This window comes from Streptomyces sp. F001 (assembly GCF_004187715.1).
Lineage (GTDB): Bacteria > Actinomycetota > Actinomycetes > Streptomycetales > Streptomycetaceae > Streptomyces > Streptomyces flavusporus.
The window spans coordinates 94,253-117,392 of record NZ_QZWF01000041.1 but is presented as its reverse complement, the minus strand read 5'-3'; the positions used below and the strand labels follow the sequence as shown (position 1 = coordinate 117,392).

Sequence of the window (23,140 nt, the reverse complement as noted above, 5' to 3'; positions counted from 1 at the left end):
CACCCCCAGCACCCCGGTGACCGCGCCGAGCCCCGCCCCGGCCGCGGCGACCCGAACCGGGCGGGCCGGCACCTCGGTGGGCGCGGAGGCCGACGGCCGCAGCATCCGCAGCGCGGCGACTGCGGCGATCACGGCGAAGGCGCCGGTCAGCACTCCGGCCGGGAGCCGCGCCGAGACCGCGCCGCCGACCGCCGCGGGCCCGAGTCCCGCGAGGGCGAACAGAAGGCCGTGCTTCCCCCGCACGGTGCCCTCGCGGGCATGCCCGATCAGGGCGGTGGCGGACGTGACGGTGACGACGACCAGGCTCGCGGTGGCCGCCGCGGCAGGGGTGAGGCCGAGCAGGTAGATCAGCGCGGGCACCGCCAGCACGCTCCCACCACCCCCGAGGGCGCCCAGGGCGAGACCGGTGAGAGCCCCGGCGACGAGGGCGAGGACGAACGCGCTCACGCGGGCGAGGTGCGCTGCTCGTCGCGCACGACCGGCAGACCCGCTTCGGCCCACGCCCGCATACCGCCCGCGACGTCTGCCGCGTGGACGCCGCGCGCGGCGAGCAGGTCCGCCGCCTCGCGGGAGCGTCGCCCGGAGCGGCAGATCACGACGACCGGCCGGCCCTGGGCGCGCTGCGGCAGTTCACCCCCGGCCGCGAGGCCGGACAGCGGGGCGGGCACGGCGCCGGGGGCGTGCCCCGCGGCCCACTCGGCCGGTTCACGCACGTCCAGGAGGACGGCGCCCGCGCGCGTTCGGTCGCGGGCCTCGGCCGGAGTGAGGCGGTCCGGGATCAACCCGGCCTCGCGCGCCGCGTCGAAGCGGTCGTCGACGGCGACGACGTCACGCCCCGCCGCGTCGAGGAGGGATGCCGCGATGGCCGCCCGCATCCCCCCGGCGCAGTGCACCCACACGGTGCCGTCCGGAATCTCGGCGAGCCGGTCCCGTAGCTGGTGCAGTGGAATGTGCAGCGAGCCCGGGATGTGCCCGCCCGCGCGCTCGGAGTCGCGTCGCACGTCGAGGATTACGACACCGTCCTGGTCGACGAGCTCCGCGAAGGCGGCGCGCGGGAACGCGCGGGGCCGCTCTCCCACCGGCACCCAGTCGCCGGGCGAGCCGGTCGCCGCCGCGGCGGGCCGGTCGATGCCGACCCGGACGAGCTCGCGCTGGGCGTCGGCCAACTGGGCGGCCGACTCGGCGAGCAGCGTGACCGGCCTGCCCCAGGGCAGCAGCCAGGCCAGATAGGTGGCGAGCTGCCCGTCGGCCTCGAAGTTCAACGCCCCGGCGACATGCCCCTCGGCGAACGCGACCCGGTTGCGCAGGTCCACCACCCATTCGCCGGCGGCCAGCCGGGCTGCGATTTCTTCGGCGTCCGCGCGGCGGGGCGGGGTGAGGTCGACGGGGGCCGGGCCCTCGGCGTTGGCCGGACCCATATGGGCGTAGTACGCGGGTACGTCGTCCAGGCCGGCCAGCAGGTCGGCGACAAAGGTGTCGACGTCCTTGACGAGCGCCTCGTTGGCGGTGCGCTCCCGGCCGATCGCCGTCTCCGCGCCCGTGTCGCTCTGCCCGGCGGAACAGAAGCTGCCGAAGCCGTGTGTGGGCAGCACCTCGGTCGTGTCCGGGAGCTCCGCGGCCAGGCGGTGCGCGGAGTCGTACTGGGCGCGGGCCAGTTGTTCGGTCAGCCGCGGCTCGACCAGGTCGGGGCGCCCGACCGTGCCGATCAGCAGGGAGCCTCCGGTGAACACGGCCACCGCCCGTCCGTCGTCCTGAAGGACGTACGACGTGTGGTGCGGGGTGTGGCCCGGCGTGGCCAGCGCACGCAACGCCAGCCCCGCCCCGATCTCCGCCCGGTCCCCGTCGGCGACCGGCACACGCTCGTACGCGACCCGGGCTCCGGCCGGCACGAGATACGAGGCGCCGGTCACCCGGGCCAGCTCCAGGCCGCCGGTGACGTAGTCGTTGTGGACGTGGGTCTCGACGACGTGTGTGATGCGCACGCCCCGCCGGGCGGCGGCCGCGATCACCCGATCGACGTCACGCGGGGGATCGACGACGACCGCGCTGTGCGCACCCCCCGCCACATAGCCGCGGTTGCCCAGTCCCGGCACTTCGAGGGTGTCGACGAAGTACACGGCAGTGCTCCTCTCCTCGTAAACCCCAGGCACATTACCCCGGGGGGTATATGGTCACCGTAGCAGAATTACCCCCGGGGGTATCTGGAGGGTGGCCGGAAGTGCCGTGACTGCAGGCCCGCGGGCCTGCAAACCACGCCCTTACCGATCAGTCGCGCGTAAGGTCGGCACCGGGACGGACGCCCGCCGACAGAAGGGGTCAGCACGATGGCGCAGGAAGTACGTGGCGTGATCGCACCGGGGAAGGACGAGCCGGTCAGGGTCGAGACGATCGTCGTGCCCGACCCCGGCCCGGGGGAGGCCGTGGTGCGGGTCCAGGCCTGCGGGGTCTGCCACACCGACCTGCACTACAAGCAGGGCGGCATCAACGACGAGTTCCCCTTCCTGCTCGGCCACGAGGCCGCCGGGATCGTCGAGACGGTCGGCGACGGCGTCACCGAGGTGGCGCCCGGGGACTTCGTGATCCTCAACTGGCGTGCCGTGTGCGGCCGTTGCCGGGCCTGTCTGCGCGGTCGGCCCTGGTACTGCTTCGACACCCACAACGCCGGTCAGAAGATGACCCTCGCCTCGACCGGTCAGGAGCTCTCCCCGGCCCTCGGCATCGGCGCCTTCGCCGACAAGACACTGGTCGCGGCCGGCCAGTGCACCAAGGTCGACCCCGCGGTCTCCGCGGCCGTCGCCGGACTGCTGGGCTGTGGCGTCATGGCCGGCATCGGCGCCGCGATCAACACGGGGAACGTCGGCCGCGGCGACAGGGTAGCCGTCTTCGGCGGCGGCGGCGTCGGCGACGCGGCCATTGCCGGGTCCCACCTGGCCGGCGCGGCGAAGATCATCGCGGTCGACATCGACGACCGCAAACTGGAGACCGCCCGCACGATGGGCGCCACCCACACCGTCAACTCGACGCAGACCGACCCGGTCGAGGCGATCCGCGAGCTGACCGGCGGCTTCGGCGCCGACGTCGTCATCGAGGCGGTCGGCCGCCCGGAGACCTACAAACAGGCCTTCTACGCCCGCGACCTGGCCGGCACGGTCGTCCTGGTCGGCGTCCCCACCCCCGACATGAAGCTCGAACTCCCGCTGCTGGACGTCTTCGGCCGCGGCGGAGCGCTCAAGTCCTCCTGGTACGGCGACTGCCTGCCCTCCCGCGACTTCCCGATGCTGATCGACCTGCATCTGCAGGGGCGTCTGGACCTGGCCGCGTTCGTGACCGAGACCATCCAACTCGACGAGGTGGAGAAGGCGTTCGAGCGGATGCACCGTGGTGACGTGCTGCGCTCGGTGGTGGTGCTGTGATGACCGCCCGCATCGAACGACTCGTCACCTCCGGCCAGTTCACGCTCGACGGCGGCACATGGGACGTCGAGAACAACGTGTGGCTCGTCGGGGACGACCACGAGGTCGTCGTCATCGACGCCGCCCACGACGCCGACGCCATCGCCGAGGCGGTCGGCGACCGCCGCCTGACGGCCATCGTGTGCACCCACGCCCACAACGACCACATCGACGCCGCCCCCGCCCTCGCCGAGCGCACCGGAGCCGTCGTCTGGCTGCACCACGACGACCTGCCGCTGTGGAAGCAGACCCACCCCGACCGCGACCCGGACTCCTGGCTGCTCGACGGCCAGATCATCGAAGCCGGCGGCGCCGACCTGACGGTGATGCACACGCCCGGCCACGCCCCCGGCGCGGTCTGCCTCTACGACCCCGGGCTCGGCACGGTCTTCACCGGCGACACCCTCTTCCAGGGCGGCCCGGGCGCGACCGGCCGCTCCTACTCCCACTTCCCGACCATCATCGACTCCATCCGCGACCGCCTCCTCACCCTCCCGCCCGAGACCAAGGTCCTCACCGGCCACGGCGACCCGACCACCATCGGAGCCGAGGCGCCGCACCTGGAGGAGTGGATCGCGCGAGGCCACTGAAAAAGCGGTAGAAGACGTCCGGATCTCGCGGCATGCTCGTCGGCGACAGAGCCGGACGGGCACGGGAGGACGGACATGTCGGGACCTCTGAAGGGCAAGGTCGCGCTGGTCGCCGGTGCGACCCGCGGTGCGGGCCGCGGAATCGCGGTGGAGCTCGGCGCGGCCGGCGCCACCGTCTACGTCACCGGCCGCAGCACCCGCGAGCGGCGCTCCGAGTACGACCGCCCCGAGACCATCGAGGACACCGCAGACCTGGTCACCGAGGCCGGCGGCCAGGGCATCGCCGTACCCACCGACCACCTCGACCCCGCGCAGGTCCGCACTCTGGTGGACCGCATCGCGGACGAGCAGGGCCGCCTCGACGTCCTCGTCAACGACATCTGGGGCGGCGAGAAGCTCTTCGCCTGGGACAGCCCCGTCTGGGAACACGACCTCGACAACGGCCTACGGCTGCTCCGCCTCGCGGTCGAGACGCACGCGGTCACCAACCACCACGCCCTGCCCCTGCTGCTGCGCAACCCCGGCGGACTGGTGGTCGAGATGACCGACGGCACGCAGGAGTACAACCGCGAGAACTACCGCAACTCCTTCTTCTACGACCTGGCCAAGTGGTCCGTCCTGCGCATGGCCCTTTCCCTCGGCCATGAACTGGCTCCGCGCGGGGCCACTGCCGTCGCGCTGACCCCGGGCTGGCTGCGCTCGGAGATGATGCTCGAAATCTTCGGCGTGCGGGAGGAGAACTGGCGCGACGCCCTCGACCGGGTCCCTCACTTCGCCATCTCGGAGACCCCGCGCTACGTCGGCCGCGCCGTCGCCGCCCTCGCCGCCGACCCCGACGTGGCACGCTTCAACGGCCGCTCGCTCTCCAGCGGCGGCCTCGCCCAGGAGTACGGCTTCACCGACCTCGACGGCAGCCGCCCCGACGCCTGGCGCTACCTCGTCGAGGTCCAGGACGCGGGCAGACCGGCGGACACCACCGGCTACCGGTGACGCGCCGGCGGCGAATATCACCGTTCGGTCGCAGTTGGTGCGTGCCTACAACCCATTCCCGTCGATGTCGGTCTAGCTGGCAGAGATTGCGCGAGATCCGCGCATTCCAGGTGAAAGGCAAGGCCGGGCATGGGGGACATACGCAGCCGGGTAACCGTTGTCCTGGGGGCCACCGCGCTGGTGGCGCCGCTCACGCTCGCGCTGGGCGCCGGCACGGCGCAGGCGGCGAGCTGCACCACGCAGACAGGTCCGTATCAGAAGCAGGTGGAGAAGTTCCTCGGGCGGCCGGTGGACGGTGTGCAGTCCGCCGGGGACTGCAAGGCGATCCAGGCCTTCCAGACCAAGCACGGCATAAAGCCGAACATCGGCTACGCGGGCCCCGTCACCTGGGGCGTGATGGACCTGATGCTCAAGCAGCGGGCCGTCGGGAACACGCCCAACAAGGACGGCAAGTGTCCCGTGAACAAGGGCCGCATCGCCTGCGTGAACCTCACGCTCCAGCTCAGCTGGATCCAGGACGGCAAGAAGCTCGTCCACGGCCCCGTTCCGGTGCGCACCGGACGCGACGGCTACGAGACCCGCACCGGCCTGAAGAAGATCTACTGGCGCAACATCGACCACGTGTCGACCATCTACAACGTGCCGATGCCCTACAGCCAGTTCTTCGACGGCGGCCAGGCCTTCCACTCCGCCGGCGTCAGCATGTGGAACCCGCCCGGCTCGCACGGCTGCGTCAACATGACCAGTACCGCCGCCAAGAAGTACTGGTCGCTGCTGAAGAAGGGCGACGACGTCTACGTGTACGGCCGCAAGCCGGGCACCTGACGATGCCCGGCCCACCCCGGACGCGTCACACCTCAGGCGCGTCCCCGAAGTCCGGGATCTCCAGCCGTACCCCGCCCTGCCGGGCGGACTCGTGGGCGATGATGCCCGGCAGGGTGTAGCGGGCCGCCACCCATGCGTTCACCGACGGCAGGGTGCGGGTGTTCACCGCGGTCACGAAGTCGTCCACCAGGAAGTGATGGCTGCCCTCGTGACCGTTGTGCAGGTGGTCGAACTCCCGCGGCAGGCGGGAGCGGTCGTGCACGGGCGCCGACCCGGAGGTGAAGGCGGCCCGGAGGTCCGGCGCGATGTGCTGGAGTGACGGGTCGTCAGCGGACATGGTGGGCTTGGGCTCGAGCAGCTCGCTGATGTCCTTCACACCGTTCTTGTCCTGCCACAGGGCGACCGTGGCGAGCTGCTCCATGCTCCCTTCCGTCCCGAAGAACCGGAAACGCGACTCCCGTATGTGCGAGGGGTAGCCCACCCGCCGGAACTCGTTCGTACGGAACGACCCGCCGCCCGCCACCTCGAACAGCGCCGTGGCGTTGGAGACGTCGTTGTCGAACTGGCTGACCGACCGGTCGAAGACCCCGTCGCCCCGCTCGTCGGCCACACCGATCGCCGACACGCTCACCGCGTGCGTCTGCCAGGCGCCCAGCACCCCGCCCACCGAGTGCGTCGGGTACAGCAGCGGGGGATAGCTGGCGGTCGCCTTCCAGTTCTCGCCGCCGCTGTACTGGTAGGCCTCGTAGAACCCCAGATCCATGTCGTGGACGTAGTCGCCCTCGGCGTAGAAGATCCGCCCGAAGGACCCCTTCGCGATCTGGTTGCGGGCGTGCACGGTCGCCGGGTTGTACTGGCTGGTCTCGCCCATCATGTACGTCAGTCCGGTCGCCTTGACCGTGTCGATGATCGCCGCGATTTCGTCCGTGCTGATCGCCATGGGGACGGCGGAGTAGACGTGCTTTCCGGCATTCAGCCCCTGGACGACCAACGGGCCGTGCGTCCAGCGCTGGGTGAAGATCGCGACCGCGTCGACCGCCTTCGACTCCAGCATGGCCTCGTACGTCGGGAAGGTGCCCGCGAGGCCTTCGGCGGCGGCCAGTTGCCCGGCCCGTTCGGGGAGCAGGTCGGTGACGTAGACGTCGCTGACGCCGGGGTGGGCGAGGAACAGTTTGGCGAACTGCCCGGAGAACTGCCCGGCGCCGACGATGCCGAGGGAGAACGTCATGTAAGTGGTGCCCTTCACTGGTCGAGGATCAGGTTGATCTGGTCGGTGGTCTGGTCGAGGCTGTTCACGGACTTGCCGTTGCCGTAGATGGCTTCCATCTCGGGTTGCATGAGGGCCGTGACGTCCGCCGCGTAGTTGGTGATCGGGTAGGAGAAGGTCCGGAAGTTTTTCCTGTCGTCCACGGGCTCCGTGAAGGCCGAGACCTCGATGCCCTTCTTCTTGTAGGCGGCAATGGCGGCCTCGGTGCCTGCCGGAGTGGCGGGGAAGACGACGCCGTGGTCGCCCACGACCTTCTGGCACTTGTCGGAGGCCAGGTAGGCCACCCATTTGCGGGCGCCCGCCTTGTTCTTGGAGGCCTTGCTGATGGAGTCGGCGAGGCCGTTCATCATCGTGGCGCGCCGGCCGGTCGGGCCGACGGGAGTGAGGGCGGTCCTGATGTCCCTGTCCTTGAAGCCGTTGTAGGTGGAGATCATCCAGGCGCCGTCGAAGACGGCGGCGGCCTTGCCCGCGGCGATCTGCGTGTTGCCCTGGTTGGACTGGACGTTGTAGTCGGAGAAGGGGGCCATGTATCCCTTCTTCGCCAGGCCGAAGTACCACTCGATGACGGACTTGAAGGTCTTGCTGTCGTACTGGTACTTCGTTCCCCAGCGGGCCTTCTCCGTGTAGTTCCACCCGGCGGATCCGGTGAAGGGACTCCACTGTGTCTGGCCGTCGCCGTAGCCGCCGCCCTGGGTGGCCAGCCCGTACACCTTGACGTTGTTCTTGTCGAAGCCGGGCTCGTCTCCCCGCTTGCCGTTTCTGTCGACGGTGAGGCGGGCGATGGCCTTCTCGAAGGTGCCGCCGTCCTCGGGGTTCCAGGAGAGGCCGCCCAGCTGCTCGGCGGTGAGCCCGGCGTCGTTCGCCATCTTCTCGTTGTAGAAGAGTGCGACGGTGTCCCAGTCCTTCGGGGCGCCGTAGCGGTGGCCGTCCTGGCCGATCCAGTTGGCGGCGAGGCCCGGCTGGTAGTCGGAGTCCTTGATGCCCAGGTCGTCCAGCGGCTCCAGCACCTGCAGATCGGCGAACTGGCCGAACTTCTGGATGTGGTCGGTGAACACGTCCGGCTGGGTGCCCGCGATGAACCCGGCGGTGAGCTTGGTCCAGTAGTCGCTCCAGCCCAACTGCGTGATCCTGACCTCGAGTCCGGGGTTCTCCTTCTCGAACCCCTTCGCGCAGGCCTGGTAGGCGGGCAGCTGGTTGGCGTCCCACAGCCAGTAGGTCACGGTGCTCGCGGACGACCCGGTGGAGTCGCCCTTCGCGCATCCGGTCACCAGGGACAGCGTGAGCGCTCCGGCCAGCGCGGTCAGCGTACGAAGTCGCATCAGTGGTCCCTCACTTGATCCCGGTGAAGCCGATGGAGCTGACGATGCGGCGGGCGAAGCAGGCGAAGAGCACCAGCATCGGCAGCGCGGCGATCAGCGTCGCCGCCGTGAGCCCGGACCAGTCGACGCCGGTTGCCGGGGTCTGCGCCCGGAAGATCGCCAGCGCCACGGTCAGCACGCGCGAGCTGTCGCTGTAGGAGACCATCAGCGGCCAGAAGTAGTCGTTCCAGGAGGTGATGTACGTCAGCACGGACAGCGTGAGGATCGGCGTGGACGCCATCGGCAGGACCACCCGGAAGAAGATCCGCACCTTGCTGGCGCCGTCGAGCAGCGCCGCCTCCTCGACCTCCTGGGGGATGTTCATGAAGAACTGCCGCAGGAAGAAGACGGCGAACGGGGTCATGAAGAGGCTGGGCAGCGCGATGCCGAGCAGTGTGTCCACCAGGCCGAGCTGCTTGATGAGCACGAAGTTCGGCAGCAGCGTGAAGAGGGTCGGCACCATCAGCCCGGCCAGGAACAGACCGAACACCTTGTCCCGGCCGCGCCAGCGCAGCCGCGAGAAGGCGTACGCGGCCATCGCGGAGAAGAAGATCTGACAGCCGGTGACGAGCGTCGAGACGATCACCGAGTTGAGCAGGTAGCGCCAGAAGTCGAGCCCGCCGCCCGCGCCGCCCTGTGCCACCGCCTCCTCGGCGGACTGCAGACCGAGGGCCCGCTCGAAGCCGCTGGTGGTGAGGTCCACAGGGAGGGGGTTGGTGGGGTCGGCGCCCAGGCCCGCGTTGGTGGAGAGCGCGGTGCGCAGGATCCAGTAGAACGGCAGCAGGGTGATGAGGACGATCAGGCCCAGCACGGTCCAGGCGGCGGCCCGGCCGGGGGAGAACCTGCGCTTCAGCGGTCGTATGCCGGGCGGTGTCGCGGTCACGGTGGTCACGGCGGCCATGTCGGTGTCTCCTTTCCGTCAGCCGAGGTCGGTCCGGCCGGCCCGGGTGAGCCGGTACTGCAGGACGGTGATCGCGCTGAGCACGACCAGCAGGGCGACGGACATCGCCGAGGCGTAGCCGAACTGGAAGCGGCCGAAGGCGGATCCGTAGATGTAGAACTGGAGCACGTTGGTCGCGTTCGCCGGACCGCCCGCCGTGGTCACCGCCACGGTGTCGAAGACCTGGAACGAGCCGATCACCGTCATGATCAGCACGACCGCCAGCACCGGCCGCAGCAACGGCATGGTGATCCGCCAGAACATCCGCCACTCGCTCGCGCCGTCGACCCTGGCCGCTTCGTACATGTCGTTCGGGATCGCCTGGAGACCCGCGAAGAGGAGCAGGGCGGTGTAGCCGACGTGCCGCCAGACATTGATCAGGGCGATGGTGGGGATCGCCCAGGTCTCGTCGGCGAGGAAGGGGATGCGGTCGGCGCCGAGGGCACTGATGATCTCGTTGCCGATGCCGAGCTGGGTGTCCAGGATCCACAGCCACACGAGGCCGGCGACGACGTTCGACATCAGATACGGGGTGAGCACGATGCCCCGCAGCAGAGCCGACCGGGTCAGCCGCTGGAGCAGCACGGCGATGGCGAGTGCCGCCACCGTCTGTATGCCGATGTTGATGACGACGTACTCGACGGTGACTTTCAGCGAGTCCCAGAAGATCGGGTCGTGGATCATCCGCTCGTAGTTGTCGAGCCCCACCCACTCCGCGGGCGTCAGGAGATTGAAGCGGGTGAAGCTCAGATAGACGCCCCGCAGCGTCGGCCACAGCAGGAAGACCAGGAAACCCAACAGGGCGGGAGCCAGGAACACGGCCGCGAGACGGCCGTCGCCTCGGCGCGTCGGCGGACTGCTGGAGGCGATGCTCATCGGGAGACTCCTCGGCTACGGCGGCTCATCCTCGGGCCACTTACTTTTGAGGCAAAAGAATCCATGCGTCAAGAGGCGTGCGGACATCTTCCTGATCCGGTCCGGCCGGTCTATTGTGGGGATCATTACTTCCGTAGTGAAAAAATCTTGGGGAGTCGGGCTGTCATGACCGCAGGTGCCGCCAGCTGGTTGCCGCTGAGTGCGGGGGAGCGCTCGGTGGCGATCGAGGTGCTCGTCCACGGCCCGCTGTCCCGCTCGGACCTCGCGCGCCGGCTGAGCCTCTCGCCCGGCAGCCTCACCCGGCTGACCAAGCCGCTGATCGAGTCCGGGCTGCTGATCGAGGTCGCCGACGGCGGCGCGCCGGCCGAGGGCCGGCAGGGGCGTCCCTCACAGCCGCTGGACATCGTCGCCGAGTCCCGCTCCTTCCTCGGCTTCAAGGTCACCGAGGACATGGTGTACGGCGTCGTCACCACCCTGCGGAGCGAGATCGTCGCCCGCCACGACCGCCCGCTCACCACCCACGATCCCGGCGAAGTCGCCGATCTGCTCGGGGAGATGACCGCCGAGTTGGCCCACGCCCACCCCCGACTCGCCGGCATCGGTATCGGTGTGGGCGGACTCGTCCAGGGCCGGGCCGTGGTCGGGGAGTCGCCCTTCCTGCAGTGGCGCGACATCCCGCTCGCCGCCCTCGTCGAGGAGCGCACCGGGCTGCCCGTGGTCGTGGAGAACGACGTCGCGGCCTTCGTCGAGGCCGAGACCTGGTTCGGGGCGGGCCGCGGACTGGACCGTTTTGTCGTCCTCACCATCGGCGCCGGGATCGGCTACGGACTGGTCCTGGGCGGCAGGCGCGTGCCGTCCGACGGTGAGGACCGGGATTTCGGCCGCCGCTGGATCCTGGACCCGGGCGGGCCCCTCACCCCCGACGGTGACCGCGGCAGCGCGGTCTCGCTGCTGACCATCCCCAGCATCCGCTACCAGATCCGGGCCGCCACCGGGCGCGATCACAGCTACGAGGAGATCCTCGCCGGCGCCGCGGCCGGGGAGCCCATGCCCGCCCGGGTCGTCGACGAGGCCGCACGGGCCCTGGGCACCCTCCTCGCCCACATCGCCAACTTCGCCATGCCGCAGAAGATCCTCCTCGCCGGCGAAGGGGTCGGCCTGATGGATGTGGCAAGGGACACAGTGGACGAGACGATCCGCGCCCGCAGGCATCCGCTGGCGACGCCGGTCGACCTGGAGACCAGAGTGTCCGACTTCCATGACTGGGCGCGCGGTGCGGCCGTTCTCGCCATCCAGGTGCTGGTGCTGGGCGCGGTGGACGGGTGAACTCCCCGGCGGGTTCGGAGAGATGGACGTGATCAGTGACACTGCCCGATATGCCCGATTAGATCGTGATTACTCACAGCGCCTTCACCTCTGGCGCCGTATGCTTCACACCATGTCCACCACTGTTGAAGCCGCCACCGAGCGATCGGCCGCGGAGGTCAACGAGGAGATCCGGGCGCTGTGGCGCCGGTCGGGCGGGACACTGAGCACCGAGCAGCGCGAGGAGTACCAGCGCCTCGTCCTGGAGTGGGCCGCCGCGACGCCGCAATCGGCGCAGGCCGCCTGACCGGCATCCGGTGCCGCCGGCCCGGCCAGGGCCACGCCGGCCGGTGCTCCCCGGCCTGACGGCGCCTCCCGGACCCCTTCGTCACCCCCACGTCGCCGAGTAATACCGCTGGTAGGCCTTGCGGTCCTGTTCCGTCCGGATCCACCGCGTGGCCACCAGCGCTACCAGGCTGCCCGCGATGACCAGCAGACCTGGACCGACGTTCTGGGGGTCCGCGAGCCGGGACAGCAGCGCCGAGACGTCCTCGCCGGACACCGGAGCCGACGCCCCGGGCTCCGCCGCGTCCGGGGGAGCGATCGCGCTCTGGGTTCCCGAAGCGGAGGGTGCGGGAGAGGCACCCTGCTCCGGCGTGGAAGTGATCAGGCGTACGCCGAGCGCGGACAGCGCCTGCCCCAGCGGCTGGAAGAACGTCGTGCCGCCGGCGTTGCAGTCCCCGTTGCCGCCCGAGGTCACCCCGAGCGCGATCCCCTCGGAGAACAACGGCCCGCCGCTGTCCCCGGGTTCGGCGCACACGTTCGTCTCGATGAGGCCGGTGACCGTGCCCTCGGGGTAGTTCACCGTGGCGTTGAGCCCGGTGACCTCACCGTCGCGCAGCCCGGTGGTGCTGCCGCTGCGGAACACCCGCTGCCCGACGGACGCCTCGCCCGTGCCCGTGATCCGCACTCCCTGCCCGTCGCCGACGGCCACGACGTCGGCGCCTTGTCCGGCCCGGCCGTTGGCGTACTGGATGAGGGAGTAGTCGTTGCCGGGGAAGCTCCCGGTCACGGTCTTGCCCACCTGCTCGTTCCCCTCGTTGTCGGCGAACCAGACGGAACCGTCGGGGCCGCAGTGACCGGCGGTGAGAATGAAGTCGGTCTCACCGTCGGTGACGTTGAAGCCCGCGGAACAGCGCCCAGCGGTGGAGAGCATGGCCTGCGCGCCGTTGAGGCGTGTCGTGAAGGTGCCCTTGGTGCGCTCCATGCGTACGAAGCCGCCGATGCCGTCCGCGACTTCGGTCAACTCGGACCAGTCGGCGGCGGAGACGGTGCTGTCACCCCGTACCACCACCTCGTTCGACCGGTAGTCCAGCATCCACGCCGTGCCGGCCACCCGCGGCGCCGAACGCAGCGTCGCCGTCGCCGACTTCAGCTCACGCATGCTGTGCCGCACGACCTTCGCGGTCGCGCCGGCCCGCCGGACCTCGGCCGCGGCGTCCTCGTCGGTGACCGCGACGACCGGTCGCCCGTCGGAGCCGATCCAGGTGCCTGCCGTACGGGCGGTGCCGAGCCGCTCCACGAGGTCCGAGCCGGTGCCCGCGGCCGACCGGACGGAAGCGTTCGGCGCCCCCGGGGAACCGGAGGGTTCGCTCGCCACGGCCTGGGTGACCATCCCCGCCCCGAGCAGAAGTCCGCCGACCGCCGCCAGCCGTGTCACTCGCCGGACGATCCGTCGTCGTGCGTGCCTCATGCATGGCTCCCGAACCCCGAACTCGCGGCTGCAACACCGCGGGGCGCCCGGGTGGTTGAGCGCCCTCCCTCCATACGTGCCGGGGCCCGGCCGCGTTCACCCGGAGGGCGAACGGCTCAATTCGTTCGGTCGTGCGGGTCGCTCCTCGGCGGCGGTCACCGGCCTCCTGATTCCCGGACACACCACAGCGACCTATCTTGTGCCCATGACGAGGATCCTGCACGAACCGTCCGGTGAACCGAATCCGTTGCGCGCCCTGGGGCTCGAGCTCCTGCGACGCCGTACGAGCATGAAGTGGCGCACCTACCCCGACGACGTGCTGCCGCTGTGGGTGGCCGAGATGGACGTGCCGCTCGCCGAACCCGTCGTGCGCGCCGTCACGGACGCGCTCGCGATCGGGGACACCGGCTATCCCGCGGGCACCGCCTACGCCGAGGCGCTGGCCGACTTCGCTCAGAAGCGGTGGGGGTGGGCCGGGCTCGCCGTGGAGCGCACGGCGATCGTGCCGGACGTGATGCTGGGTGTCGTGGAGATGATCAGGCTGGTGACGGGGCCCGGGGACGCCGTGGTGGTCAATCCGCCCGTGTATCCGCCGTTCTTCCAGTTCGTGACGCACATGGACCGGCGGGTGGTCGAGGCTCCGCTCGGCCCCGACCTGCGGATCGACTTCGGCACGCTGGAGGAGACCTTCCGGCAGGCTGTGGCGGGCGGACGGCGGGCCGCGTTCCTGCTGTGCAGCCCGCACAACCCGACAGGCACCGTGCACACCGCCGCGGAACTGTCCGCCGTCGCCCGCCTCGCCGATCGGTACGGCGTGCGCGTGGTCGCCGACGAGATCCACGCGCCGCTCGTCCTCGCCGGGGCCGACTTCGTGCCGTACCTGAGCGTTCCGGGCGGCGAGCGCGGACTGTCGCTGATGTCGGCGTCCAAGGCGTGGAACCTCGCCGGGCTCAAGGCCGCCCTCGCCGTCGCGGGACCGGCGGCCGCCGCCGACCTCGCCCGGCTGCCCGAGGAGGTCAGCCACGGCCCCAGCCACCTCGGCGTCATCGCCCACACCGCGGCCCTGCGCGAGGGAACCGCCTGGCTGGACGCCGTGCTCGCGGGCCTCGACGACAACCGGCGCCTGCTCGCCGACCTGCTCGCCGAGCACCTGCCCGCGGTCGACCACCGACCCGGCGAGGCCACCTACCTCGCCTGGCTGGACTGCCGGGCGCTCGGCCTCGGCGACGACCCGGCGGACGTCTTCCTGCATCGCGGCCGCGTCGCTCTCAACTCCGGGATCCCCTTCGGCGCGGGGGGCGTCGGGCACGTACGGCTGAACCTGGCCACGTCACCGGAGATCCTCACGGAGGCGGTACGGCGGATGGCCACCGCGCTGGGGTGAGCGGGGCCTGCCTACACTTCCGGCCATGGACGACTCGTCACTGGACCGGCTCGGTGCCGGCAAGTACCTGCTGATCACCAGCTACCGCAGGAACGGTACCCCGGTCCCCACCCCTGTCTGGGTGGTTGCCGACGGTGACGCGCTCGGCGTCTGGACGGTCGCCGACTCCTGGAAGGTCAAGCGGATCCGGAACCGCTCGGACGTTCTCGTCGGCCCCTGCGACCTGCGCGGCAACCCCACCGGCGAGCAGGTCCCGGCCACCGCCGAGATCACCGACCCGGCGACCACGGCACGCTATCGGCAGCTCATCGCCCGCAAGTACGGCGTCGTGGGCCGCCTCACGCTGCTCGGCAGCCGGCTGAGGCGCGGACCGAACGGCACCGTGGGGATCCGCGTGACGCCGACCGGCTGAGGGACGGTCCGTCAGGTCCAGGCCCGGTACGGCTCGTCGAGCAGCTGGAACACCGGCTCGCCCCGCACCGGGTCCTTGGCCGTGGACAGCCGTACCCGGTCCCCGCTGTGGATGCCCACCGGCGGGCCCATGACGCGACCCCGCACCACGAACCCCTCGGACATCTCGATCAGGGAGACATTGCGCGCCGCAGGCGTGTTGCGGTGCACGATCGTGCTGTGGCGGACCGTGCCGATGCCCTCGCTGCGTTCCGTCCGCAGGTCACTGCCCTGGCAGACCGGACACAGCAGCCGGTGGTACATGGCGGTGCCGCACCATGTGCAGCGCTGGTAGAACATCGCGTCCGTGTCCTGGGCCGTGGGGTCGAGGACGCCCGCCGCGGAGCCGGATGCCTGCTGAGTGACGCTTCCTGAGGGGTGGTACACGCTGGTCAACTCCCTGCGCTCGGCCGGAGATCCGCGTGCACGCCGCACCGTGTACGCGGGTGCGCGGTTCGCCGTGCCACCGTGCACGGCCACAGCGTATGGCACTGAGTGTCACTCGTAAAGACACTCCGTACCCTCAGTTTCTGTGACCTGCCGTCGGGATCAGTCGCGGGCCAGCGTGGATTCGATCTCCTGCACCACACGCCACAGTGGCGCCCCACGCCGGGAGACGACGACCACCACGTCCTCGGGCCGCTCGTCGGCCGGGGGCGGGGGAGCGGTGCCGAAGGCGGACTGGACCAGACCCAGTGCGTGGTCCATCGCGGCGGTCGCGTCGCCCTGCCCGTCCGAACGCAGCCAGGAACGCAGGGCGTTGTTGTGCGCGGCGACCACCGCGGCCGCGATCACGTCGGCCCGCAGGTTCCCGTCACGCCGGCTCGCGAAGCGCGCGCGCAGGTACTCGGCGAGGGCGCGCTCGTAGCGCCACACCACGGACAGTTCGTACGCCCGCAGGCCGGGCACCTTCTTGGTGAGCCGGTAGCGCTGCACGGAGAAGGCCGGGTTCTCGGCATACAGGCCCAGCACCAGGCGGGCAGCGTCGCAGACCCGCCCGACCGGCTCCTCGTCCCCGGTGCCGGCCGCGAGGAAGGCCGTCATGTCGGCCAGGCACCGTTCGTGGTCGGGGAAGACCACGTCCTCCTTGGAGGGGAAGTAACGGAAGAAGGACCGCCGCCCGACTCCCGCGAGGGCCACGATGTCGTCGACGGTGGTCTGTTCGTAGCCTCGCTCCAGGAAGAGCTGGAACGCCGCCGCGACCAGGGCTTCCCGCATCGGCGGTTTGGCGTCGGCCGCCCGTGCCTTGGCGTCTCGGCCGGGGGCCGTGCTGCTGGAGCTCATGGACGGAAACTAGCATCCGGGCTGGTGTGATGGCACTCAGTGCATCGATCTCAGGGAACTGAGTGCCGTGCCCGTCGGCCGCCGTAGCTGCAGGCAGCCGTGCCTCCCCCGGGGCGCTCTCAGTCGCCGGCCGACTCGCCCTCCTGGTCGGCGGACGCGGGCAGTCGCGCCACGGCCGCGGCCACCTCGTGCTGCACCGCTTCGGCCAGCGGATCCCCCTGTACGGCGGTCACCAGGTCCTCGGCCAGGCGATGGAGCTTGGTGTTCGTGTGCTGCGACACCGTCACCAGCACCTGCCAGGCGTCCTGCGGGCTCAGTCCGAACGTGGCCATCAGAACCCCGCGGGCCAGATCGATGGTCGGCCGGGTCTGCATGGCCCGGCGGAGCTGGACGACTTCGACCCCCAGGGCGTGCTCGCCGTCTCCGTCGGAGTTCTCGGACCCGGGCATGAACAGCGGCAGAGTGCCCGTCAGGGTGAACAGCCGCTCGGCGCCGGGTCCGACGGAGCGGATCGTCACCGTCTTGCCCTCGGCCACGGCCTGTTCGCGGACGCCGAGCAGGACGTTGAGCGCCGAGCAGTCGCAGAAACCGACACCGCTCAGATCCAGGTCGATGCCCTCGGCCGCCGCCCCGAGGGCGTCGCGGAGGGCGGCCCGCAGTTCGTCGTCGACATGCAGTCCCAGCTCCCCGCGTATCACCACGACCGTACGGACGCCGTCGGGGCGGGTGTCGATCGACAGTTCTCGCGGTTGCAGCGCCGCGGAGGTGCCGTCCGCCCCGGTGCGGGCGGAGAGTTCAGCGGTGGGGGGCTGCGGAGAGAACAGAGACTCCGGCATGGCCGACGCTCCCTCGGAATTCCTGCTTGCTGTCGTCTCCAGAGTCTTCGCCTATCTGGAAGACGTCAAGGGATACATGAAATGAATTTCGCGTTTTGCTATGCGGGAACGCTCGGTCGTATGGTTGGAGCATGGGTGGAGTGCTTGAGCCGCATACCGGATGGACCTTCCTCACCAATCACGCCCGTGTGCTGGCCGCCATCGCCGATGACCACAACGCCCGCGTGCGCGACATCGCGGCGCACTGCAGGCTGACCGAGCGCGCCGTGCAGAAGATCATTGCCGATCTGGAGCAGGCCGGATACCTGTCCCACACGCGTGCGGGGCGCAGCAACACCTACCGCATCGAGCCGGGCAAGGTACTGCGTCACCCGGCCGAGTCCGGGCTGACCGTGGCCGCCCTGCTCGCCCTGCTCGTCCATGACGAGGACCGCCGCACCCGGGATCCGGCGGACAGGGGAGCGACCATCGGCGACGGCTGAATGCGGCCTCGAGCGTGATGCCGTCGGGCAGTTGGACGGCGCTGAACCAGGACTCGCCCCTCAGCGAGGGGCGTTGTACTCCACCAGCGCCTCGGTGACCGCCCGCACACTGCGCGCGATGTGCTGGAGCTGGAGTACCTCGGCGGCGTACAGCTTGATCGTGTGCTCGATGACCGACTCCGGCATGCCGAGCCTCGGCAGGTCGGCCCGCGCGGTCTGCAGGGCGGTGCGGGCCACCCGGATCTCGTGCTGCACCTGGATCTGGGCGTGGCGGGCGAGCAGCACGGGGTGGCGGATCAGCGCCGGATAGCCGGCATAGCGCGCCGGCACCAGCTCACGCAGCCACTTGGCCGCCGAGCGCTCCCAGTCGTAGCTGCCGGGGGTCTTGACCTGGCACGGCCAGTCCGGGCTGATGCGCGTGGACGTCAGGGGCATGATCATCGCTTCCGGTGTGCTGCGTCGCAGAGGGCGGTCCTACGGGTGGGGCGGCCCCGGTCTAGGGGAGTGACCGGGACCGCCCCGGGTGCGGATCCGCGAGCAGTATTTATATATGCCGATCGCTTTGCAAGGCGTATGAAAACATTCATGCGTGATTTGTTGTGGATGATCCGCTTGTGATGCCTTACGGCGTGGGCGAACCGGGGGCGGATCAGTCCCGCAGGAAGAACTGGTGCTGGTCCGAGACCTGTTCGTACGCCTCGAGCCGCGCCTGTGTCCGTTCCGGGTCGGCGTCGGTCATCGCCTGCAGCAGCGCGGCCGCCATCACACCCGGCGCGGCATAGGAGTCGAACACCAGGCGCGAACCCGTCCCGGTGGCGAAGGTGACGTCCGCCTCGTCGGCCACCGGGCCGAGCGCCAGGTCGGTGATCAGGGCCACGCGCAGCCCGGCGCCGCGCGCCAGACGCACCGCGGCCAGTGTCTCCTGGGCGTGCCGGGGCAGGGAGAACGCCAGCACCCAGGTGCCGCCGGCCTCTCGGGACTGGAGCAGCGCATCGTAGGCGACGCTGCCGCCCAGGGTCACCAGCCGCACGTCCGGATGGATGCGGCGCGCGGCGTAGGCGAAGTACTCGGCCAGCGAAGCGGAGATGCGCAGACCCAGAACGGTCAGCGGGGTCGACTCCGACAGCTTGCGGCCGATCTCGATGACCTGGTCGGGGTCGGCGAAGTCGCGGCGGAGGTTCTCCAGGTTCTCGATCTCGGCGTCGACCGCCGCCTGGAGTTCGTTGCCGCGCTCTTCCTCGGCCGCAGCGGGGCCGCCCGCGAGGGTGCCGAGGGCGATCGACTGGAGTTTCTCCCGTAGCGCGGGGTAACCACTGAAGCCCACCGCGGCGGCGAAACGCGTCACCGACGGCTGGCTGACGCCGACGCGGTCGGCGAGATCGGTGATCGAGAGGAACGCCGCTTCGGTGATGTGCTCGATCAGGTACTGGGCGATCCGCCGCTGACCCGGCGACAGTCGCGGCCGGTCGAACAGCGCCCTGAGCTGGGAAGTCGGGGCAGCCCCCGGCTCGGTGGCGGTCTTCCCCGAGGTGATCGCGGATGCCTGTGCGCGTGTCTGCTGCGGCGATGGCACCGGTGCGCCTCCTTTTGCTTCCCACGGAGCTTCAACATAGCTCACGGACCGTGGCGGTCAGGGGTGCACGCTACTCGTCGGCACCGGCCTTGTTACCGGCGGTACAGAGTGATCGAGTGCCCGACCTCGCCGACAGGCCGGCTGCTCGCGATCAGCTCGGCCAGCCGCCCGGTGGCCGTGGCGGCCGCCGAGTCGGACACGACCAGCAGCCCGTGCACTTCGTCGGCCGGCGCCCGGCGCGGATCGGCCGCCTCGATGCCGTAGAACGAGGGCACCCCGCTGCCCTTGTACACGAGCCAGATCCGCTCGCCCCCATGGCGCTCGCGCAACCGGTCGGCGAGCCGGCCGAGGTCCTGTCCCCAGTCCACGTTGGAGTCGTGGAGCCGCAGACGGGTCTTCTCCGGTCCGCCGAACGCCTCGTTGGAGTACGGCAGGTAGGAGGGGTACGCCCGTAGGGAACTGACGGCCACGAAGGTCACCAGCGCCCCCGTCACCGCGGGGGCCCACCGCCATCGCAGGAGGAGGACGCAGCCGGCTGCCACCGCGAGGAACATCGGCAGGAAGACGGCGTACCGGGTGCCGAAGTCCCGGGCGCCCTGCATGGCCGAGACCAGCAGTACGGCTGCGGGGGCGAGCAGATACGGCGCGGCCGGCCGCAGCCGCCGTACCACCACCACCGTCACGGCCCCCGCCGCCCAGAGGACGAGCATGCCGAGGGGGGTCTTCACCAGCAGCGCGGCCGGCAGGTAGTACCAGAGCGAACCGGTGTACTGACGGCCGAACAGGAAGCCCCGCCACGGCTTGTTCTCCAGCCCGAACTGGATACGCATCCCGTCCCGGTACGCCTCGGGGAACGGAAGCAGGCCGACCAGGTGACCGCGCAGCCCGTGAACGGCCGGCACATGCTGCCGGGGCGTCCAGCGCAGCGACGGATCGACCGCGACGTACGCGGCCCATACGACGGCGACGGCGGCCAGCGTCATCAGCGCGGCGCCGAACAGGACGGCCCGCGGGCGCGGACGCGTGCACCGGACCGACAGCACGGCCAGGACCAGCAGCACCGGAACCGCCGGGAGCGCGCTCATCTTCGTCGCCAGGGCCGCCCCCAGCGCCGCGCCTGCGAGCGGCAGGTACCGCCACGGCCGGTGTCTGGCCCGCCACAGCAGCCACACCGCCGTCAGCAGGAATCCGGCCGTCGGAACGTCCAGCGTGGCCAGCGAGCCGTGGGCGATGACGTCGGGGGAGAGGGCGTACAGGGCGAGCGCAGCCAACCCGCCCGCCCTGCCCGCAAGTTCACGTGCGAAGGTGAGCACCACGAGCCCGAACAGCAGCGTCAGCACGATCACCGGCAGCCGGGCGAACAGCATCAGCCGCCAGGGATCGTTGCCGGACCCGTACAGCAGATGCCGTCCGAGCGCGGCCTGGCCGCCCTCGAAGGAAGAGCCGAGGTGCGGATCGGCGAGGGCCGCCCCGACGCCGATGACCAGCTTGCCGAGCGGCGGATGCTCCGGGTTGTGGCGCAGCTCGTGCTCGCGCAGGTACATGGTGCCCGTCCCCACGTAGACGGGCTCGTCGATCGCCGGCGTCTGCTGCGCGGCGCCGGTCACCATGGCGACGGCCATCTGGCCCAGCAACAGGGCCGCGACCAGCGGCGCCGGCCACCGCTTGCGGCTGATCCAGTGCCGGACATGCGTCATCATCCGCCTCGCGGAAGTCGTACCGACAGACCGTCTGCCGTGCAGTGGGGTACGGCGCGCGGCGTGCCGGAGTTCAGCTCGATCCCGTCGGGGGAATGCATGCCGGACACGGTCCGCTTGTCCGCGTTCCGCGAGACGCTGGTCTCCCCGGCGGAAAGGGGCGAACCGACATGCATCTCCCTTATCAGCGGCGCCCGTTGCACGATCTGCCGGACACACCGGAGGCCTACGACGCCGTACTCGCGGACGTCGCCGAGCAGGCGCTGGCGCGGATCACGCCGGAGGGCAGCCTCGAACACCCGGCGGCCGTTCTCGACGTCGGCGACACCTCCCTGGGTGTCACGTCCCTGCTCGCGCTCGCCTGGCAGCACGGCAGAGACCCTCGGCTGCCGCCGGCCGTGCGCCGCAGCCTCGCCTTCCACCTGCGCGAACGGGTGTTCCGGGAGGACAACACCGGCTATCCGAACCTCAGGATCCGCGACTCGGGTCTGCCGTACGCCCGTTACGTCCTCGAGCCGGGGGCCCACCCGCACGGCGACTGGCCGAGTACAGTCTGGGCGCTGCTCCAGGCGGTCGACGTGCTCGACACGGCCGACGGACTCCTCGACGACGAACCACGCCTGGAACTGCTCGAGTTGGCGGTCGGATACTGGGGCTGGCTGACCGCGGCCACCTTCTTCAACCCGCAGGAGGCGGCCAACCAGGCGATCGGCTGTGTGGTCGCCGGCCTGATGCTGGCCCGCCATCTCCCGCCCGCACAGGGGGAGTCGGTCCGCTCACGCGCGATGCGCCTGTACGCCGAGGAGATCCGCGCCCGCCGCATCCGTGACCGGGGTGCGCTGTTGCCGCCCGAGCACGGCGGGGCGTACGACAACAACTACGGTCCCATCTCCCTGTCGTTCCTCGCCCAGGCCCACCGGATCAGCGGCGAGAAGGTCTTCGCCGAGGACGGCGACGCGCTCGCCCGCTGTCTCGACGCCCGCCTGACCACCGGCGGCTTCGACGTGGGCGGGCCGCGCTACAGCGAACAGCACTGCGGCTTCGAAGCGGTCCTGGGCCTGCGCCACTTCGGCCGCCGGATCGGCGCCGACCTGGGGCGCTACCGGGGCGACACCCGCTGGGCCCGGCATGCGAGAAGGCCCGACGGCGGCCTCGACGGCCACTTCGCCTTCATGCTCGTCTGGCAGATCCAGGACACGCCGGGGTGGCACCGTACGCCCTCGACCGCCCCGGCCCGCCATCAACTGCGCGCGGGCAGCGTCTCGGTGGCCTTCGACGACCGTATGACCCCGTCGCTGATCGAGGCCGGCGGCACCTACCACCTGCCCGCCGTCGTCCACCGGCAGCACGGCTTCGGGCCGGTCACCGACGGCTTCCTGCTGTGCCGCCCGTTCGGCACGGTCCGCGTCCGCGACGTGAGCACCGGCGAACTGACCGCCAAACTGGTCACCAAGCCGGTCGTCGACCGCGACCACGTCCTGCGCCATGTGCGATCCCTGTACGTCACCGACGGAACACGCCTGTGGACGACGGTCGCCGTCGAGCGGCTGGAGGGGACGCCGTATCTGCTCGCCGGCCTGCCGTACGCCGCGGACGACGGCGAGCGCGTACGCAGGACCGCGCAGGCCGCCGACGTGGCCGGTGCCGGCACCCTGCGGCTGACCCACCCTCCGGCACAGGACGCACAGCACTTCGACGCCCGCGCGGAGGTCACCCAGGAGCAGGCGGCCTTCGCGCTGGCCGCCGACCCGCGCGGCTTCGGCAACCCGGACGAGGGCTGGCGCTACCTTCTCGCCTCCACCGCTCTGGAGGCGGGACCGGCCCCCGGCGCCCCGGAGGACCTGCATGTCTTCGCCGTCCGACACGGCGGCACTCCGGGCGCCCCGTTCACGCCGTCCTTCGAGGCGGGGCCACACGGTCTGACCGTGCGCACCGAGGCCTTCACCGCCCTGATCGGCGACGCGGCGGGCGACGCCCACGGGGAGCCGGAGCTGACGCTGGAGGCCTGCCGCCCGGCACCGGCTCGGCCCACGCCCGGCGGGCTGCCTGCCGGGGAACGGTGACTGGAAGACCTCAGC

22 protein-coding genes and 2 pseudogenes are annotated in these 23,140 nt (G+C 70.8%); 10 read left to right on the top strand and 14 right to left on the bottom strand.

Features of this window, described 5'->3' with window-relative positions:
* The 3 genes and pseudogenes from StrepF001_RS40860 to StrepF001_RS40855 all read right to left on the bottom strand — a co-directional run.
* Positions 1-447 (bottom strand): sulfite exporter TauE/SafE family protein (locus tag StrepF001_RS40860; RefSeq protein ID WP_165396534.1); only part of this gene is annotated, 447 nt, incomplete at its 3' end.
* Positions 444-752, bottom strand: a pseudogene (locus StrepF001_RS50340) (rhodanese-like domain-containing protein); the annotation flags it as partial. The gene StrepF001_RS40860 and the pseudogene StrepF001_RS50340, both read right to left, overlap by 4 nt.
* Positions 753-779: 27 nt before the next feature.
* A pseudogene (locus StrepF001_RS40855) lies at positions 780-2,117 on the bottom strand (rhodanese-like domain-containing protein); the annotation flags it as partial.
* Positions 2,118-2,324: 207 nt separating this feature from the next.
* On the opposite strand from StrepF001_RS40855, the gene StrepF001_RS40850 reads away from it, so the two are divergent.
* The 4 genes from StrepF001_RS40850 to StrepF001_RS40835 all read left to right on the top strand — a co-directional run bounded on the left by StrepF001_RS40850 (position 2,325) and on the right by StrepF001_RS40835 (position 5,857).
* Entirely contained in the window at positions 2,325-3,413 is a 1,089-nt protein-coding gene (locus tag StrepF001_RS40850; RefSeq protein ID WP_129803128.1) for an S-(hydroxymethyl)mycothiol dehydrogenase, read from the top strand.
* Entirely contained in the window at positions 3,413-4,042 is a 630-nt protein-coding gene (locus tag StrepF001_RS40845; protein WP_129803127.1) for an MBL fold metallo-hydrolase, read from the top strand. The genes StrepF001_RS40850 and StrepF001_RS40845 overlap by 1 nt, the downstream gene beginning before the upstream one ends.
* Positions 4,043-4,117: 75 nt before the next feature.
* The gene (locus tag StrepF001_RS40840) at positions 4,118-5,032 is read left to right on the top strand and encodes an SDR family oxidoreductase (RefSeq protein WP_129803126.1); all 915 of its coding nucleotides are present in this window, start codon (positions 4,118-4,120) and stop codon (positions 5,030-5,032) included.
* 129 nt (positions 5,033-5,161) lie between these two features.
* On the top strand, positions 5,162-5,857 hold the full coding sequence (locus StrepF001_RS40835; protein ID WP_129803125.1) for a L,D-transpeptidase: 696 nt from the start codon (positions 5,162-5,164) through the stop codon (positions 5,855-5,857).
* A 25-nt stretch (positions 5,858-5,882) separates the two neighbouring features.
* Here StrepF001_RS40835 and StrepF001_RS40830 read toward each other — a convergent pair whose 3' ends face one another.
* The 4 genes from StrepF001_RS40830 to StrepF001_RS40815 are packed head-to-tail and all read right to left on the bottom strand — an operon-like array spanning position 5,883 to position 10,298.
* Positions 5,883-7,085 (bottom strand): Gfo/Idh/MocA family oxidoreductase, encoded by a 1,203-nt coding sequence (locus tag StrepF001_RS40830; RefSeq protein ID WP_129803145.1) that lies wholly within the window; start codon positions 7,083-7,085, stop codon positions 5,883-5,885.
* Positions 7,086-7,099: 14 nt separating this feature from the next.
* On the bottom strand, positions 7,100-8,443 hold the full coding sequence (locus StrepF001_RS40825; RefSeq protein WP_129803124.1) for a sugar ABC transporter substrate-binding protein: 1,344 nt from the start codon (positions 8,441-8,443) through the stop codon (positions 7,100-7,102).
* Positions 8,444-8,453: 10 nt separating this feature from the next.
* Positions 8,454-9,383, bottom strand: a complete 930-nt coding sequence (locus tag StrepF001_RS40820) for a carbohydrate ABC transporter permease (RefSeq protein WP_129803123.1) — start codon at positions 9,381-9,383, stop codon at positions 8,454-8,456.
* 18 nt (positions 9,384-9,401) lie between these two features.
* Positions 9,402-10,298, bottom strand: a complete 897-nt coding sequence (locus tag StrepF001_RS40815) for a sugar ABC transporter permease (protein WP_129803122.1) — start codon at positions 10,296-10,298, stop codon at positions 9,402-9,404.
* A 165-nt stretch (positions 10,299-10,463) separates the two neighbouring features.
* Between StrepF001_RS40815 and StrepF001_RS40810 the strand changes: the two genes are divergently transcribed.
* A complete protein-coding gene (locus StrepF001_RS40810; protein WP_129803121.1) occupies positions 10,464-11,624 on the top strand; it encodes an ROK family transcriptional regulator in 1,161 nt (386 codons plus the stop codon).
* 100 nt (positions 11,625-11,724) lie between these two features.
* Positions 11,725-11,910, top strand: a complete 186-nt coding sequence (locus tag StrepF001_RS40805) for a hypothetical protein (RefSeq protein ID WP_129803120.1) — start codon at positions 11,725-11,727, stop codon at positions 11,908-11,910.
* A gap of 81 nt (positions 11,911-11,991) precedes the next feature.
* Here StrepF001_RS40805 and StrepF001_RS40800 read toward each other — a convergent pair whose 3' ends face one another.
* Positions 11,992-13,356: a S1 family peptidase gene (locus StrepF001_RS40800; protein WP_129803119.1), complete on the bottom strand. Its 1,365-nt coding sequence runs from the start codon at positions 13,354-13,356 to the stop codon at positions 11,992-11,994.
* A gap of 205 nt (positions 13,357-13,561) precedes the next feature.
* Here StrepF001_RS40800 and StrepF001_RS40795 point away from each other — a divergent pair, with 205 nt between their 5' ends.
* Both StrepF001_RS40795 and StrepF001_RS40790 read left to right on the top strand, forming a co-directional pair.
* Positions 13,562-14,740 (top strand): aminotransferase class I/II-fold pyridoxal phosphate-dependent enzyme, encoded by a 1,179-nt coding sequence (locus StrepF001_RS40795; RefSeq protein WP_129803118.1) that lies wholly within the window; start codon positions 13,562-13,564, stop codon positions 14,738-14,740.
* Positions 14,741-14,765: 25 nt separating this feature from the next.
* Positions 14,766-15,152 (top strand): PPOX class F420-dependent oxidoreductase, encoded by a 387-nt coding sequence (locus tag StrepF001_RS40790; protein ID WP_129803117.1) that lies wholly within the window; start codon positions 14,766-14,768, stop codon positions 15,150-15,152.
* Between the two features lie 11 nt (positions 15,153-15,163).
* Here the strand turns inward: StrepF001_RS40790 and StrepF001_RS40785 are convergent, their stop codons facing one another.
* From StrepF001_RS40785 to StrepF001_RS40775, 3 genes are all read right to left on the bottom strand, one after another.
* Positions 15,164-15,577 carry a zinc ribbon domain-containing protein gene (locus StrepF001_RS40785; RefSeq protein ID WP_129803144.1) on the bottom strand — a complete coding sequence of 138 codons (414 nt, stop codon included), beginning with the start codon at positions 15,575-15,577 and terminating at the stop codon, positions 15,164-15,166.
* Positions 15,578-15,739: 162 nt separating this feature from the next.
* On the bottom strand, positions 15,740-16,474 hold the full coding sequence (locus StrepF001_RS40780) for a TetR family transcriptional regulator (protein ID WP_129803116.1): 735 nt from the start codon (positions 16,472-16,474) through the stop codon (positions 15,740-15,742).
* Positions 16,475-16,593: 119 nt separating this feature from the next.
* On the bottom strand, positions 16,594-17,310 hold the full coding sequence (locus StrepF001_RS40775; protein ID WP_129803115.1) for an ANTAR domain-containing protein: 717 nt from the start codon (positions 17,308-17,310) through the stop codon (positions 16,594-16,596).
* Positions 17,311-17,441: 131 nt separating this feature from the next.
* Here StrepF001_RS40775 and StrepF001_RS40770 point away from each other — a divergent pair, with 131 nt between their 5' ends.
* Positions 17,442-17,792, top strand: coding sequence for a helix-turn-helix domain-containing protein (locus StrepF001_RS40770; RefSeq protein WP_129803114.1), 351 nt, complete (start codon positions 17,442-17,444; stop codon positions 17,790-17,792).
* 60 nt (positions 17,793-17,852) lie between these two features.
* Here the strand turns inward: StrepF001_RS40770 and StrepF001_RS40765 are convergent, their stop codons facing one another.
* The 3 genes from StrepF001_RS40765 to StrepF001_RS40755 form a co-directional block, all read right to left on the bottom strand.
* Entirely contained in the window at positions 17,853-18,233 is a 381-nt protein-coding gene (locus tag StrepF001_RS40765; RefSeq protein WP_206307111.1) for a hypothetical protein, read from the bottom strand.
* A gap of 208 nt (positions 18,234-18,441) precedes the next feature.
* Positions 18,442-19,365 carry a MurR/RpiR family transcriptional regulator gene (locus StrepF001_RS40760; protein WP_129803113.1) on the bottom strand — a complete coding sequence of 308 codons (924 nt, stop codon included), beginning with the start codon at positions 19,363-19,365 and terminating at the stop codon, positions 18,442-18,444.
* 92 nt (positions 19,366-19,457) lie between these two features.
* The gene (locus tag StrepF001_RS40755) at positions 19,458-21,062 is read right to left on the bottom strand and encodes a glycosyltransferase family 39 protein (RefSeq protein ID WP_240797932.1); all 1,605 of its coding nucleotides are present in this window, start codon (positions 21,060-21,062) and stop codon (positions 19,458-19,460) included.
* A gap of 170 nt (positions 21,063-21,232) precedes the next feature.
* On the opposite strand from StrepF001_RS40755, the gene StrepF001_RS40750 reads away from it, so the two are divergent.
* Positions 21,233-23,125, top strand: coding sequence for a hypothetical protein (locus StrepF001_RS40750; RefSeq protein WP_129803111.1), 1,893 nt, complete (start codon positions 21,233-21,235; stop codon positions 23,123-23,125).
* Positions 23,126-23,140 lie beyond the last annotated feature (15 nt).